Source organism: Corynebacterium diphtheriae, from assembly GCF_001457455.1.
Lineage (GTDB): Bacteria > Actinomycetota > Actinomycetes > Mycobacteriales > Mycobacteriaceae > Corynebacterium > Corynebacterium diphtheriae.
The window spans coordinates 2,009,375-2,023,824 of sequence record NZ_LN831026.1; the positions used below are offsets into that span (position 1 = coordinate 2,009,375).

The following is a 14,450-nucleotide window of genomic DNA, read 5'->3' on the forward strand; positions in this document are numbered from 1 at the left end:
AAGGAGCACACCATCATGACAAGCATGCACAGAGACGCTATGTCCGGTCTCAACCTAGATTTGCTCGCAATGGAGGTCGAGGGTCTTGAGGTAAACGACTACGTCGATGCTGATGACACCGCATTCTTCAGCATGTGTTCGTCCACTACCTCTTCCTCCTCCTGCATTTCCACGTCTTCCTCCTAGCTCCAAGCTTTCTTCTCTAAGGAAGCTGCCGGAGCACAGCGACTTCCCCGTTGTGCTCCGGTTCTGCATGCGACATGACTAGTGCTTCTTTACTCGCGTTTACTGCTCCTGCAGATACACCTCCGCCACGCGAAGTCGACCACCGTCGGACGGCTGGCTTTGCTACCACGCATGCCTTAAAAGTCCTCCGCGATGCGGCTGCCGACCTATCAGATGACTCCATCTGGGCCATTCATGTGCTTACCAGCCAGATCATTAAGGCTCCTCGCCCCGCGCCTGTTGCGGAGGCAGGGTCCCATAGGCTCCCGCTGGATGCCCTCGATGGAATAGTCCATTCTGCGCTCGCCCCCTTCGTGGGGATTCTTGGCCCTGGCCACTCGGATCGAGGCTGGACTACGTCCGTCCCGTTTTCTGGCGTAACCCGCATAAGAACCCCTCTCTGCCACCTCGACCTCACCTGGTCGGGGCAGACAGAGTCGCTACACCACAGTCGAAACATTGCAGCCCTGGAAGGCCTGGAGAGATTGTGCTGTGCTCATTCCAGGGGAAGAGTGACTGTGGGGCCGGCGACCAGCTTTTCAGGAAAAGTTGTGTCCCCTACGCAGCTAGGATTCGGGGCGGACATGCTCGCCCTCAATAGCGGCTTGGTTCCATGGTCGCCTGATGAGCCACACATGTGGGTGGAGGGACGCAATCTTCGCACGCACGATTCTGTGTTTCTGCCCGTTGAATGCGTTTATTACGGAGACGTTCCAGCGCGTCGTTGGGCCGTGGGCAATTCCTCTGGCTCAGCCATTGGAGTTTCACTGGCCGATGCCACCCATGCGGCATGCCTTGAGCTCATCGAACGCGATGCCATCATGTCCACGTGGGTGCGATCGATTCCTACCCAGCCCATCCTCCCCAGCTCTATTGCCGAACTCGGCCCGCTACTCTGCCGTGCACGGATACTGAGGCTTCGGATCCGACTCGCCCGGGCCTATACCGATCTCGGATTCCCCGTGGTTATCGCCTGCGTCGACGACGGCGTGGCAGTGTCTTTAGGATCGGCCTGCCGCGATTCGCTTAGTGCTGCAGCCGTCGCAGCTCTCAACGAAGCTTGGGCTTTTTACCCCGAGCGGAAGCGCGTTCGCAGTGCCGGGTCAGCTGTGCCGGAACATATTCGTTCTGTCCTTGACCACGCTAATCAGGTGTCGCTCCCAGAGTGGACAACCCCCATCGACAGGCTACTCGGCGCAGATCAACCACCGCGTCGGTGCAGCAGGGCTGAAGACTCAGTTACCCCGTCTGCTCTCGCAGCGCTTATCGACGCCGGCTTTGACCCCATCCGCATAAATACCACGCTGGCCGAGGTTCAGGAATATGGCCTCACAGCCGTGACCGTGGTCGTCCCAGGCCTCGTCCCTATCGACTTTGGTTGGGACCGCCAACGAGCACAGTTTATGGAGCGACCCGCCCAGCTTTGCAGCCAAGCAACCGGTGGCATCATAAACCCATTAGAAACGACGTGCCACCCCTTTGCGTAACCGCTCCGAGGCACTACCTTTATCGTTTTTGCTGGCGTTTCGACGCCGCGAAGGCTAGTAGCGCAAACACAACAGCCCACGCGGTGATATTCGCTACGGCCCACCACAGGGGAGCAGAGGCTAATGTCCCATCCGCAGCGGCCTCTTCTGCGCCAGATATAGGAAAACGCGCTAGTTTATTTACCCCGTAGAGCGGCATGAAACGTGACATGGAGAGCAAAAATCCGCTGAGCGGAATGAACATGTTGGACAAAAATGCGCAGATCAGTACGCCGAAAGAGGCAATGGACAAGGCAGCCTCACCGCGAATAAGCAGTGCGATTCCCAGCCCAAAGAGCGCAAAAGGTACCGCCGTAAGCCATGACGCTAAGAACGCCAAAGCCCACCGAAGATCGCCTTCTATCTGGGCCGTCGTCAAAGCGCCGATGGCGTACACCACGATGACTGGGGCAAGGGAAACCACCAAAACCGTAAATACCTTGGTAGCAATGTATTTCCCGCCAACGAGAGGGGTCATCGCCAACTGGCGTCCCCAGCCTTTTTCCTGCTCCAGCGCCGAAGCGGCAGCAAGGCTCGTCGCCACGGTGACAGAACCATAGGCAGCCATCGATGCCATCACTGTCGCGCTTACATTGCCGTGCCCCAGCTTGATCTCCCCATAACTTTGGATAGCACCAAAAAGGATGTACATTCCCGCTGGCAGCAAGATTGCGAATACTAGGTTCGCCGGATTACGCACGATGCGCTTGACGTCTATGAGACCAAACCGAATATTCATGCTGCGTCCTTTGCCTTAGCATCGCGTGAATGAGTCAGCTCAATAAATGCGTCTTCAAGCGATGTCGTTGAAACTAACAAGTCATAAGCAGATGTGCGATTAAGGAGGTATCGCGCAACGTCGTCTGGCTGCGTAGTGTCCAGTGTGATTCGATCACCGTTAATGCTTACGGTCTTAACCCCAGGCAGGCCAGCGAGCTCTTTCGTGGAAGCACCCGGAATAACAGCGCTAACGGTTGCACCTCGAACTGACGCCCTAATTTTTTCGATGGGGCCATCAGCGACGATTTTTCCTTCGCTGATAAAGATGACGCGCTCCGCGAAATCATCCGCCTCTTCGATGTAATGAGTAGCAAAAATAATCGTGCGGCCAGCATCCGCTTCTTCGCGCATGATGCGCCAAAACTTCCGACGTGCCTCAACGTCCAATCCGGCAGTGGGCTCATCAAAGATAAGCACTTGCGGATCTGAGAGCATGGCCAACGCAAAACGCAATCGCTGTTGCTGGCCCCCAGAGCATTTCTCTACTTTTCTGCGAGCAAAACTAGACAGATCCCAACGCTTAATCACGTCTTCTACCCGCCCACGCGCTCCATGTGCGGCGGCAACTGCCTGAATAGTTTCCCGCACTGTGAAGTCGGGAAGCAACCCACCAGACTGAAGCACTGCCTGGCACTTGCCAGAGCATGCGGCTTTGTGCGGAGGCTCACCAAGTACTTTCACCTGACCAGAATCAGGCGAGCTGAGCCCCAAAATCATGTCGATCGTTGTGGATTTTCCAGCACCGTTTGGACCCAAAAAAGCAACAATCTGGCCCTGTGGGACGCTAAACGACACCCGATCGACGGCAACAAGCCCACGTTGGCCGTGCCGGTAGAACGACTTGGTAAGCTCGGAGACTTGAATGACTGGCGTACTCATAAATTTATGTTAGCCGATTAGTTAGCCAATGAAAAGGGTATATATCGCTTAAAATAATGAGTAACCATCGAGAGGTTAGAAGCCCTTATCCCAAGCCATTACGTTGTTAGCAGTTCCACCCCAAAGCACCGAAGATTCATAGCCTGTCCAACCGGGCCGGCAACAAAAAATTGAACAACGCCCTATGGCAATCGTCTTGTGCATCGATCAGATTCCACGAGCGTTGCCGGCAATTCTACGAACGAAAACGCAACGAAGGCAAAAGACACAACGCCGCAGTCGTCGCGCTCGCACGCCGACGCCTCAACGTCTTATTCGCCATGATGCGCAGCGGAGAACTCTACCGAGACACCCCCTCCTCCAGTACAAACATCACCACCCCTTGAAAAAGTGATATCACTTAAATTAAAGTGATATCAGGTTTTAACACACCCCTCCCATCGGACCCACCTTGAAAGGATCACAACCCCAACCATGCCTACCCACTCCCCCACCACCAACACACAACCCGTTGGCCATGAAGGCACCCGCGTCCACATCACCGAAAAACAGCCATGGACTGGTGGCACGGGCTTAGCACTTGGCATTCTCACGCTGGGCAGCGCCGTTTTCATCGCTGCTATCACCATGATCATCATGGCGGCAGAAAAGATGGATTCCACGGCAGAACCCACCTCACCAGCATTGATCGCGATGCTGATAGCAGGCATTATCCTTATCCTCCTTGCCGTTATAGTCCTCAGCATGGTGCGCGTGACCTCCCCTGGACACACTCGCGTTGTGCAACTTTTTGGTCGCTACCTCGGCACCTCTCGCATCACCGGTCTTTCTGTAGTGCCACCGCTTAGCACCACCACCAAGGTGTCGGTTCGCGTGCGCAACTTTGAAACAAACGAGATCAAGGTCAACGATCTCAACGGCAATCCCGTCAACATTGGCGCGATCATCGTCTGGCAGGTGGCAGACACCGCCCAGGCCACCTTCGCGGTTGAAGACATGGAAGAGTTCATCCACTCCCAGTCCGAATCGGCACTGCGCCACGTTGCCACCACCCACCCATATGATGGCGGCACAGCCAAAGCACCTTCCCTTTCCGGCTCCACTGAGCTGGTATCCCAAGAGCTTGCCGACGAAGTAGCAGCACGCGTTGCTGTGGCCGGACTCGAGATCATCGAGGCTCGTATTTCCAACCTTTCTTATGCTCCCGAGATCGCACAGTCGATGTTGCAACGCCAGCAGGCCGGCGCGATCGTGGATGCCCGTGAGACGATCGTTGAAGGTGCCGTATCCATGGTGGAAAGCGCTTTGGAGCAGTTGGAGTCTCGTGAGATTGTTGACCTTGACCCAGAACGACGCGCTGCGATGGTATCGAATCTGCTCGTAGTATTATGTTCTGACAACAATGCCCAACCCGTTCTCAACACAGGCAGCCTTTATACCTAATGCCCCGTAAAAATATTCCGCTTCGCATCGATCCCGCTGTGGCCGATGCGATTTCGCGGTGGGCGCAGGACGAAACACGTAGTGTGAATTCCCAAATCGAAATGATGTTACGTGAACAATTACGTCGCGCCGGACGCCTCCCCAAGAACGTTGGCAAGATCTCAAAGCCTGGCCGACCTGCAAAAAAGCACCAATAGACCAATCGGTCTTTTAAAAACAGACTATTGCGTACTACTGTGTCTATTTATGAAATGGAATAGCTTCGGAGCTCAGGTCATCTACGGCCTCATCGCAGGCGTAGTCTTAGGGCTCATCGCCAACAAAATGCCGGAAGGTAATTGGCTCACAGCCACACTGACCACCATTGGCAGTCATTACGTCACCCTCCTCAAAGTGTTGATCCCCCCACTGGTGGTCACCGCTGTTATTACGTCCATCGCCAACCTGCGGCAAGTCACCAACGCCGCCCGATTAGCAGTAAAAACCCTGATCTGGTTCGCCATCACCGCGTTCTTCTCCGTACTGGCAGGCATCGCGGTCGGCCTTATCTTCAAACCAGGTCAAACTACTGGGCTCCAAGACACCGCTAAGGCGCCGTCGTCAGTCGGCTCGTGGTGGGCATTTATCGAAGGCATCGTGCCCTCCAACATTTTAGGTTTACAGTCCACCACCAAAATCGTCGATGGCGCAGCCACCACCTCGCTAAGCTTCAACGTGCTGCAAATCCTCGTGATCGCCATCGCACTCGGCATCGCTGCAGTCAAAGTCGGTGAAAAAGCCGAGCCTTTTATCAACTTCAACCGCTCCTTTTTGGAGATCATCCAGAAGGTGTTGTGGTGGATTATTAGGCTCGCCCCCATCGGCACCGCAGCCTTGATCGGCAAGGCGGTAGCCACCTATGGTTTCGAAGCCATGGGCGCACTGGGCAAATTCGTCCTCACGATTTATGTGGGCCTTGCCATCGTGGTTGTTGTGATCTATCCGCTGGTACTGAAGTTCCACGGACTGAGCGTGGTTCAGTTTTACAAGCGCGTCTGGCCAGTATTCTCCTTGGGTTTTGTCACCCGCTCCTCAATGGGCGTTATGCCCGTAACCGAGCAGACTAGCGAAGCGATCGGCGTGCCTAAGCACTATGCATCCTTTGCGGTGCCACTGGGCGCTACCACCAAGATGGACGGTTGTGCAGCGGTCTACCCTGCTGTGGCGGCCATCTTCGTGTCACAGTTCTACGCCATGCCACTGACGTTTACTGATTACATCCTCATCGTTATCGTCTCTGTCTTGGGCTCTGCGGCAACGGCTGGCACCACGGGCGCTACCGTGATGCTCACCTTGACGCTGTCTACTTTGGGTCTGCCACTTGAGGGCGTCGGCCTTCTGCTTGCTATCGAGCCGATCATCGACATGGGCCGTACCGCGGTCAACGTGACCGGCCAAGCATTGGTCCCAGCGATCGTGGCCCGCCAGGAAAAGATCTTGGATCGCACGCTTTTCGACGCCTCCCGCGAGGACGCCGAAGCCCGTATCACCGCCTCCTAGTCGAGGTTTTTAAATCCCACTCCCACCGGCACGCCGGCGTTATCTGTTAGCTGCACACCCCCAAAGGTTGCGGCTACAAATAACCTAGCGTCGCCGGTTTTTGGCGCTTCACCAAGATTCATGGCACGAAGTTCCACATAGTCAGGAGTCACACCAGCCGATTCCAGCACTTGATGGGTAACTCGCAGCACGACTTCTTTGCCATCTTCTGCCGCATGCGCTCCGGCGGTGATGGCTGCCGATAGTGCGAGTGCGTGTTCGCGATCTTGTTCAGGAACGGTGGCGTTGCGCAAAGAAATGGCGATTCCGTCCGGCATGCGAACAGTAGGTACGGAGTGCACGGTGACGTGAATGTTGAGGTCATTGAGAGCTTGCTGGGTGCGAACCAGTAGCTCGTAGTCTTTTTCACCAAAGATCACATCGCTGGGACCAACGAGGTTCATTAGGGCGATTCGACGGGTGACTGCCTCGGAGAGTTCTTGAGCTGGCTGCATCCCGATGCTCGGCACCTGAATAAGGGTGCGCAGTTCTTCCGGCTCGTACAAGAACACTGCATCAACGCCTTCTTCTGCAAAGGCGGGATCATCGTGCTGGCTGGCCACGATCACAATGCCACCGGGGATTCGTCGTGCGGCGCGCAGCAATGCGCGGTGTCCGGCATGTACTCCACTGCCGAGTGGGACGAATACGACGGGCTTTCCTTGTTTTTTAAAGGCGCGTGCCACCATGGCGATTTTTGCTGCGTCGAAAAGTGTGGCAGCACGGTATTCAAACACTCGTTGTATTCCTTATGTGTTATTTTGTTCTTGATTCATTGCCCACAACTCCACGTCGTTGTTGTGGAACACTTCCCCGCTTCGACGGGCAAGCTGGGCGTAGAGGCGCTTGGTTCCCACCGAGTCGATGGCATGGTAGCCGCGTTCGAGAGCTGCTACATTCAGTGGCGGGGCGACTGCGTCGGTGAGCTGTTCCACCACTTCGTCGGCATGATGGGCATTACCCAGAGCCTCGGTGAGCAGGTTGCGGGCTTCGCTACGCACTTGGCCGATAAACCCTGCGTAGGCAAGCCCTGCGGTGAGGCGATCGCGTTGGCTTTCTGGCACATGAACTACGCGTCCGCCGAGTTCGCTTATCAAAAGTTCTGCCACCATGCCGGCGAGTTCATCGGAGGCGGTCACAGCGTAGATCTGTGGCATGAGCTCGGTCAGCACAAAGGCATGCCCGCTGGAATATGCGTCAAGATCTGCAAGTGTGGCGTGCCCAAGGTGGGCTACGATCTGGCCGCGTCGAACAAGCTGCGTGGGATCAAATATCAGCTCGGCTTCGCTGGCCTCGACAAGCACATGCCCGTGCTCGAGAAGTGCTTTCACGAATTCGTTTTGGCCACTGATCCGCATGCGCGGTGGCGTCATTTTTGGTTCCGCTTGAGCAGGTCGGCAACGGAAACAGAGTTATTGTGTTCGTCGCGACGCCTACGCCCATGCGGCTCGTTCTTCTTTTTTTCCGAGCCGCGCCCCTGCAACCAGTCCACCTTGGCAAATTGACCAGTATCAAAAGTACGCTCTTTTTGTTTAGGGGCTGCCGCCTCTTGGAAGGACTTTTGATCAAAGTAGGAACCCTGCGGCTCCGCAATCGTGGGCTTGGGTGCTGGCTTATCCAAGTAGTCTTGGAACTTCGCACCTGGGATATGCAGTTCTTGCTTCTTGGTCTGCTTCTTTTCTGGCTCCGGCTTGGGCTTCTTTTCCTTGGCAGCCTCGGGGTTTGATGTCTCAGGAGCTGGGATCTTAAACTCTGCAGTCTCGTCAACGCGTGGGCTACGCGCAGGCTCTGGGCTTTTCTCCGCAGTGGTGGGGGTAAAGCGGGAGACTACCTCGGCGATGTTTTCTGAAGCGCTCGGGGCAGCATTCGGTGTTGCGGCTTCGATCTCATGGATACGGCGTGCCTGTGCGCGCAGCATAGCTGGTTCAGTAAACACTTGACCGGTGAGGGACTCTAGCTGGGTGCGCACCTCGTTGAGCTGCTCTTTGATTTTTTCTAGAGTTTCTTCATCGCGCTGGCGCAGCTGTTGTTCGGTTTCGCGTGCTGCATCGAGCTCCGACTTGTGGTGCTCGCGTTCAATTTCTAGTTCCGCACGTGCCAGTTCTGCTTGGGTGCGGTAGCGACTCACGAGGAAAAAACCGATGACTGCTGCCCACAGCGATGCCAAAAGCGCGATCTTGAGTGCGCCTACGTTGCCCGTTAGAAGCATCACTACGCTGGCTATCAGTGATAACACAACCAGCGCGATCAAAAGTTTTTGCCCGTTGTCCTTCTCCATGCGTTCCAAACTACCGCACTCCCTCGCCCTGTGGTGGGGGCGGCACGGTACAGCACTTTTCCAGCCAGTATCCGGCAGCCGACATCCCCACTCCTCCTAGTGCTGCCGCTACAACGACAGGGGTATCCTGCGCTGCCGCAGCTAGTTCTGAATACTTCGCCACAACATAACAGGCCATGCCGGTGTACGCTCCCCCGAATAGTGCGCCCGTCCACGCGGAGGTCTTTCCTACGATGAGGAATTCAGCGGCGGTCACGGGGTTGAGCTGGGAGCGATCTTGCCCGATTTTTTCGTCGCGAATCCTGCCTCGCACCCGCACGGCGAGCAGCACGCACAGTATCGTCATCGCCCAGAGCATGAGTGCAACGCTGACGGGCACTGAACTCATTGAGCCATAGAATCGTGCGACGAGAAGTAACGAGGCTGCGGCTGCGAACACGCCGAGGCCGATCAGTGCTACCCAGTTGGTGGATTTCATAGGCTTCCCACCACCGGAAATGTTTCGCCCAGTGCTGCGGCGCGCTGAGCTACTTTCTGGCCTAGCAATTCAGCTTCGGGGTCTGCTTCTGCCCAAGGCACAAGCACAAAGGCTCGCTCGTGGGCGTAGGGGTGCGGAAGGGTCAGCTCGGGGTCGGTGGATCGCATCTGCGTGTCGTCGTCGTTGTAGATGGTCACGACATCGACGTCGAGGGTGCGCGGACCCCAGTGCCGCAGGCGACGTCGACACGCGGCCTCTTCTAGGCGCTGGCCACGTCGTAGCAGCTCAAGGGGTGAACTATCGACGTCCACAATGACGACTGCGTTGAGGAACTCGTCTTGGTCCTCTACTCCCCACGGGGGCGTGGAATAGATCGAGGATGCTGCCACGATCTCTCCCGCGAATTCTTCGACAACCGTTCGCAGCAAGGCATAGCGGTCATCCATATTCGAACCAATAGAAAGCACTGCGCGCATATTCGCCGGTTACCTCCTCGACCTACGGGCAACTACTGCTACATCGGCAAATTCTAGAGGAATCGGTGCCTGTGGCTTATGCACGGTGACCTCAATGGCTGTGATAAGCGGGAATGTTGCCATCGCGGATTCGGCGATCTCTCCGGCTACGGTCTCGATGAGGTCACGTGGTGGACCTGTCACAATATCGTGAGCTAGCTGGGCTAATTCCCCGTAGTGCACGGTGTGTGTCAGGTCATCTGAGGCTGCTGCGGGGCGCAGATTCAGCCAGCAGGTGACGTCGATAATGAAGTTTTGGCCTTCGCGTTTTTCGTGTTCGAAAACCCCGTGGTAGCCAAAGCAGTGCAAGCCTTTAAGTTCGATACGATCAGCCATAACGATCACGCATTCCATAGGGCCGCAACGTCGACCGCGTCTCGGGAAACTGCTACTTCGTGGACGCGCACGCACCATGCTCCCATTTGTGCGGCGATCGCTGTCACCGCTGCGGTGGCGGGGTCGGCGTCGACTGGCCCTGATTGCAGGCCTCGGGCGGCGCGGACTGCCATCAGGAAGCGTTTGCGTGATGCTCCTACGAGCACGGGGTATGGGCCTGCGATAAATTCCGGTAGGGCGCGTAAGAGTGCCCAGTTATCTTCTTGTGTTTTGGCAAAGCCGAGGCCAGGGTCGATGGTGATGTTGTCTTCTTTGACACCGGCGTTGAGTGCAGAGGTGACCAACTTATCTAGGGTCTGGTGTACGTCTGCTACAACGTCGCCGCCGTGGTCGGCGCTTCCTGCTGCGTCCCCGAAGCGAACGGTCTTCCAGTGCATGAGGCAGACCGGTAGTTGGGTGTCGGCCATGACGGAGTACATGGCGCGGTCGGCGAGCCCACCGGAAACATCGTTGATGAGTTTTACGCCGGCTTCGGCTGCTGCGGCGGCAACGCTGGCGCGCATGGTGTCGATGGAGGTGGCGATGCCTTCTTCGGACAGCGCCCGGATGACGGGGATCACGCGGCTGCGTTCCACGTCGGGGTCGACGCGGGTGGCGCCTGGGCGGGTGGATTCGCCGCCGACGTCGATGATGTCTGCGCCTGCTGCGACGAGGTCGCGGGCGTGGTCGATTGCGGCATCAATGTCGAGCCAGCGGCCACCGTCGGAAAATGAATCTTCGGTGACGTTCACAATGCCCATGACGGCTGTTCGCTCGGGAATGATGAAGTCTTTCGCGCTCACGCCCTGCTCCTTTTATCACTTGCCTGTTGTATTTGGGTGGTTGTGGTGCTCATACTACGCGTTGATAAAAATCGGCCTGGCGAGTTGGGTGAACTCACCAGGCCGATTGTTGCAGTCATATTCTTATAGTCTGCATGACGACGCCCCCACCAATGGCCCGAGTCGATGCCGGTAGCGGGCGATCACCGCATAGATTCCGGCGAACAGCCAGTGCAGGCTGCGCTGTAGGAGGACCCAGCCGGCGATGCGAGCCCATCGGCGCGGTGCTTGCGCTAACGCCAGTCCGATGGCTCGGTGGCCGCGCTCAACGCCGTGCTCGGTGTGGAGTTCGGCGGCGGCGGGGTGCCCTGGTGTGATGGTCAAGGCTGGGTTGATGCGGGCGAGGTGCTGTGCGGACCATTGGCAGAATCCGCAGTCGCTGTCGTAGATGAAGGTCATTGTTAGCCGCGGATGAGGCTGAGTACTTCTGCGCGGGAGGCTGCGTCGGTTTTAAATCCGCCGCGAACTGCAGACGTGGTGGTCACGGCTCCTGGTTTGCGGATTCCACGCATGGCCATGCAGAGGTGTTCGCATTCGATGACCACGATGACTGCTTGGGCTTGTAGCTTGTCTACCAGTGCGTCTGCCACTTGGGTGGTCAGGCGTTCTTGGACTTGGGGGCGTTTGGCGTAGAGGTCAACGAGTCGTGCGAGTTTGGATAGGCCGGTGACTTTTCCGGATTCACCTGGGATGTAGCCGATGTGTGCTTTGCCGAAGAAGGGCACTAGGTGGTGTTCGCAGGTGGAGTAGATCGGGATGTCGCGGACTAGGACCACTTCCCGATGGTCCTCGCTGAAGGTTTTAGCGAGGACCTCGGTGGGGTCGGTGTGCAGGCCTGCGAACATTTCGGCGTAGGCCTTGGCTACGCGCGCTGGGGTTTCTTGCAGTCCTTCGCGGTCGGGATCTTCTCCGACGGCGATGAGGAGTTCTCGGACTGCGGCTTCGGCGCGTTGTTGATCAAATTGTGCGGTCATGGGTGTGTTACTCGTCAGTTTCTTCGACTCGTTTGATCACTTGGGTGGGATCAGACGAGGGGCGCTCACTGTCGGCGGGTGCGCGGTGGCGTCCGGATTCATCGTTTGGTTTCTCCCACGGGTTTTCGGTGCGCTCGTTTTCTGGAAGTTGGAAGCCTACTTCTTCCTGTGGTTCGGCAGGGGCTGCTGGTGTGCTGTCGTCTGCGTAGTTTTTCACGCCGGGGTGCACGGAGGCAGGGGTGTCTGCGTCCTTGGGTTGCGCTGGTGGCCACCCTGGTGCGGTCCAGCCTTGTGGTGGCGGGGTGCCACCGTAGCGTTGTTCCTTGGTTGCAGAGGTCGCAGGGGTTGCAGGCTTTTCGACGCGCTGCGCGGTGCCGTCCATGTGTCCGAGTCCGCGTGCGGGTTCCTGTGGTCCTTGTGCGGGTGCTACGGGGGCAGCCCCTGCGTTGCGTGCGGCGAGTTCTGCTTCCCGCTTGGCACGTGCGGCCTTGGATGCCTCCAGGATGGAGAAGGGCTTAGGTGGTTCTTCGCCGCGCTCGATAGCGAGCTCGGTTGGGGTCTTGACTGGTTCGCGGCCTGCTTGGCGTGGGAAGCGATCGTTTTCGTTAGGGAATACGTCGCCCACTTCGCGTGGTTCGATGCCTTCGAATAGTGCTTCGAGGTCGGGGCGTCGCAGTGTTTCTTTTTCGAGGAGCTTTTCGGCGAGTTTGTCAAGGTAGTCGCGGTGCTCAGCAAGGATGCTGTAAGCCTCTGCGTGGGCTTTATCCAGCAGGTATTGCATTTCGCGGTCGATTTGGGCAGCAACGTCCGGGGAGTATTCTAGGGTGCCGGTTCCACCGCGGCCGGAGAAGGGGTCGCCTTGTTCTTCGCCGTATTTGACCATGCCCAGTGATGGGCTCATGCCGTACTCGGTGAGCATGGCTTTGGCGATCTTGGTGGCTTGTTCGATGTCGGCGGAGGCGCCGGTGGTTGGTTCACCGAAGACGAGTTCTTCGGCTGCGCGGCCACCCATGGCAAACACGAGGCGTGCATAGAGCTCGTCGCGGTTGTACATGCCTTTGTCATCTTCTTGGGCGGTCATGGCGTGGCCGCCTGTGCGTCCACGCGCCAGGATGGTCACTTTGTACACGCGCTCGATGTTCTTGAGTGCCCATGCGGATAGGGTGTGGCCGCCTTCGTGGTAGGCGGTGACCTTCTTTTCTTTTTCGGAAATCACCTTGGAGGATCGACGTGGGCCGCCGATCACGCGGTCGGTGGCTTCTTCGAGTGCGTCTGCGGTGATCACGTTGCCGCCGATACGTGCGGTGAGCAATGCTGCTTCGTTGAGCACGTTGGCGAGGTCGGCACCAGACATGCCGGCGGTGCGGCGTGCCAGTGCGGTGATGTCGGCGTCTTTGGCAAAGGGCTTACCTTTGGCGTGGACGCGCAGAATTTGTTCGCGGCCTTTGAGGTCTGGGTTGGTCACTGGGATTTGGCGATCGAAGCGTCCTGGGCGCAGCAGTGCTGGGTCGAGGATGTCGGGGCGGTTGGTGGCGGCCATGATGATGACGCCTTCGCGGTCGCCAAAGCCGTCCATTTCCACCAGCATTTGGTTCAGTGTTTGTTCGCGTTCGTCGTGTCCGCCGCCCATGCCGGAGCCACGTTGGCGGCCGACTGCGTCGATCTCGTCGATGAAGATGATGCAGGGGCTGTTCTCGCGGGCTTGTTTGAAGAGGTCGCGGACGCGGGATGCGCCCACGCCGACGAACATTTCAACGAAGTCGGAGCCGGAGATGGAGTAGAACGGTACGCCTGCTTCGCCGGCTACTGCGCGTGCGAGCAGTGTTTTACCGGTGCCGGGAGGACCGTAGAGCAAAACGCCGCGTGGGATTTTTGCACCGAGTGCTTCGTAGCGGGTGGGGTCTTCGAGGAAGTCTTTGATTTCGTGCAGCTCGTCGATAGCTTCGTCTGCACCGGCGACATCCGCGAAGGTGTTGGTGGGCATGTCTTTGTCGAGCTCTTTGGCGCGGGAGCCGCCGAAGCCGAACATGCCTCCGATGCCACCTTGGCCGCCTTGCATGCGGCTGAAGATAAACATGATGATGCCGAACATGAGCAACATCGGCAGGATGTAGCTCAGCATGGAGACGAAGAAGTTTTCTTGGTTCACCTTGGTGGTGAACTTTTCTGCCTCGGACTTTTCTACCTTGCTAAAGATGTCGGCGGAGGCGCGTGCAGGGTACTTGGTCAGGATTTCCGAGACATCTTTTTGCCCCTCGTGTTCGATCGGGTTCTTGAGCTTGATACGCAGGCGCTGCTCGCGATCGTCGATCTCTACTTCCTTGACGTTTTTGTTATCCAGTTGGGTAACTGCCACGGAAGTTTCTACGGGCTTATAGCCTCGGGTGTCATTTCCAAGGAAAGTAAACACATAAATGGCCATGAGCACGATGGCGGCTATCACGCCATATTGCAGGGTCTTTTTGTTGTTCATGCACGCACCGGCTCTTGTGTGCCGGTCCCTTTCTTAAATGAATGTGGAAAAGCTACTTAAAGGTTCTGCCTTTAGTAACGCATA

The 14,450-nt window shown here is 57.2% G+C and carries 17 protein-coding genes and 1 pseudogene; 6 read left to right on the forward strand and 12 right to left on the reverse strand.

What is annotated here, in order from left to right; translation table 11 throughout:
• Positions 1–15: 15 nt before the first annotated feature.
• On the forward strand, positions 16–186 hold the full coding sequence (locus AT687_RS12085; RefSeq protein WP_021335195.1) for a thiazolylpeptide-type bacteriocin: 171 nt from the start codon (positions 16–18) through the stop codon (positions 184–186).
• A 74-nt stretch (positions 187–260) separates the two neighbouring features.
• Complete coding sequence (locus tag AT687_RS09635) at positions 261–1,712, forward strand: YcaO-like family protein (protein ID WP_014319338.1); 1,452 nt, start codon at positions 261–263, stop codon at positions 1,710–1,712.
• A gap of 19 nt (positions 1,713–1,731) precedes the next feature.
• Here the strand turns inward: AT687_RS09635 and AT687_RS09640 are convergent, their stop codons facing one another.
• On the reverse strand, positions 1,732–2,490 hold the full coding sequence (locus tag AT687_RS09640; RefSeq protein ID WP_014307314.1) for an ABC transporter permease: 759 nt from the start codon (positions 2,488–2,490) through the stop codon (positions 1,732–1,734).
• On the reverse strand, positions 2,487–3,410 hold the full coding sequence (locus tag AT687_RS09645; protein WP_014302343.1) for an ABC transporter ATP-binding protein: 924 nt from the start codon (positions 3,408–3,410) through the stop codon (positions 2,487–2,489). The genes AT687_RS09640 and AT687_RS09645 overlap by 4 nt, the downstream gene beginning before the upstream one ends.
• A gap of 149 nt (positions 3,411–3,559) precedes the next feature.
• Between AT687_RS09645 and AT687_RS12470 the strand changes: the two are divergent.
• The 4 genes and pseudogenes from AT687_RS12470 to AT687_RS09660 all read left to right on the forward strand — a co-directional run.
• Positions 3,560–3,796 (forward strand): annotated as a pseudogene (locus AT687_RS12470) (IS110 family transposase); the annotation flags it as partial.
• 88 nt (positions 3,797–3,884) lie between these two features.
• Positions 3,885–4,853: an SPFH domain-containing protein gene (locus AT687_RS09650; protein ID WP_014303862.1), complete on the forward strand. Its 969-nt coding sequence runs from the start codon at positions 3,885–3,887 to the stop codon at positions 4,851–4,853.
• Positions 4,853–5,050 carry a type II toxin-antitoxin system antitoxin gene (locus AT687_RS09655; protein WP_014319340.1) on the forward strand — a complete coding sequence of 66 codons (198 nt, stop codon included), beginning with the start codon at positions 4,853–4,855 and terminating at the stop codon, positions 5,048–5,050. The genes AT687_RS09650 and AT687_RS09655 overlap by 1 nt, the downstream gene beginning before the upstream one ends.
• Positions 5,051–5,099: 49 nt before the next feature.
• Positions 5,100–6,392 carry a dicarboxylate/amino acid:cation symporter gene (locus AT687_RS09660; RefSeq protein ID WP_014319341.1) on the forward strand — a complete coding sequence of 431 codons (1,293 nt, stop codon included), beginning with the start codon at positions 5,100–5,102 and terminating at the stop codon, positions 6,390–6,392.
• Here AT687_RS09660 and AT687_RS09665 read toward each other — a convergent pair.
• From AT687_RS09665 to ftsH, 10 genes are all read right to left on the reverse strand, one after another.
• Entirely contained in the window at positions 6,389–7,168 is a 780-nt protein-coding gene (locus AT687_RS09665; RefSeq protein WP_014319342.1) for a pantoate--beta-alanine ligase, read from the reverse strand. The genes AT687_RS09660 and AT687_RS09665 overlap by 4 nt on opposite strands.
• Positions 7,169–7,180: 12 nt before the next feature.
• The gene (locus AT687_RS09670) at positions 7,181–7,804 is read right to left on the reverse strand and encodes a 6PGD fold domain-containing protein (RefSeq protein ID WP_014319343.1); all 624 of its coding nucleotides are present in this window, start codon (positions 7,802–7,804) and stop codon (positions 7,181–7,183) included.
• On the reverse strand, positions 7,801–8,718 hold the full coding sequence (locus tag AT687_RS09675; RefSeq protein WP_014319344.1) for a DUF6779 domain-containing protein: 918 nt from the start codon (positions 8,716–8,718) through the stop codon (positions 7,801–7,803). Before AT687_RS09675 ends, AT687_RS09670 begins: the two co-directional genes overlap by 4 nt.
• 1 nt (position 8,719) lies before the next feature.
• Positions 8,720–9,187 (reverse strand): DUF3180 domain-containing protein, encoded by a 468-nt coding sequence (locus AT687_RS09680; RefSeq protein WP_003852904.1) that lies wholly within the window; start codon positions 9,185–9,187, stop codon positions 8,720–8,722.
• Positions 9,184–9,663 (reverse strand): 2-amino-4-hydroxy-6-hydroxymethyldihydropteridine diphosphokinase, encoded by a 480-nt coding sequence (gene folK / locus AT687_RS09685; RefSeq protein ID WP_014310826.1) that lies wholly within the window; start codon positions 9,661–9,663, stop codon positions 9,184–9,186. The genes AT687_RS09680 and folK overlap by 4 nt, the downstream gene beginning before the upstream one ends.
• A gap of 9 nt (positions 9,664–9,672) precedes the next feature.
• Positions 9,673–10,038, reverse strand: coding sequence for a dihydroneopterin aldolase (gene folB, locus AT687_RS09690; protein WP_014310827.1), 366 nt, complete (start codon positions 10,036–10,038; stop codon positions 9,673–9,675).
• Positions 10,039–10,043: 5 nt separating this feature from the next.
• Positions 10,044–10,880, reverse strand: a complete 837-nt coding sequence (gene folP / locus AT687_RS09695; protein ID WP_014319346.1) for a dihydropteroate synthase — start codon at positions 10,878–10,880, stop codon at positions 10,044–10,046.
• A gap of 123 nt (positions 10,881–11,003) precedes the next feature.
• Complete coding sequence (locus AT687_RS09700; RefSeq protein ID WP_014319347.1) at positions 11,004–11,318, reverse strand: thiol-disulfide oxidoreductase DCC family protein; 315 nt, start codon at positions 11,316–11,318, stop codon at positions 11,004–11,006.
• A 2-nt stretch (positions 11,319–11,320) separates the two neighbouring features.
• A complete protein-coding gene (gene folE / locus AT687_RS09705) occupies positions 11,321–11,893 on the reverse strand; it encodes a GTP cyclohydrolase I FolE (protein ID WP_014319348.1) in 573 nt (190 codons plus the stop codon).
• Positions 11,894–11,900: 7 nt separating this feature from the next.
• A complete protein-coding gene (gene ftsH, locus AT687_RS09710) occupies positions 11,901–14,366 on the reverse strand; it encodes an ATP-dependent zinc metalloprotease FtsH (protein ID WP_014307324.1) in 2,466 nt (821 codons plus the stop codon).
• Positions 14,367–14,450 lie beyond the last annotated feature (84 nt).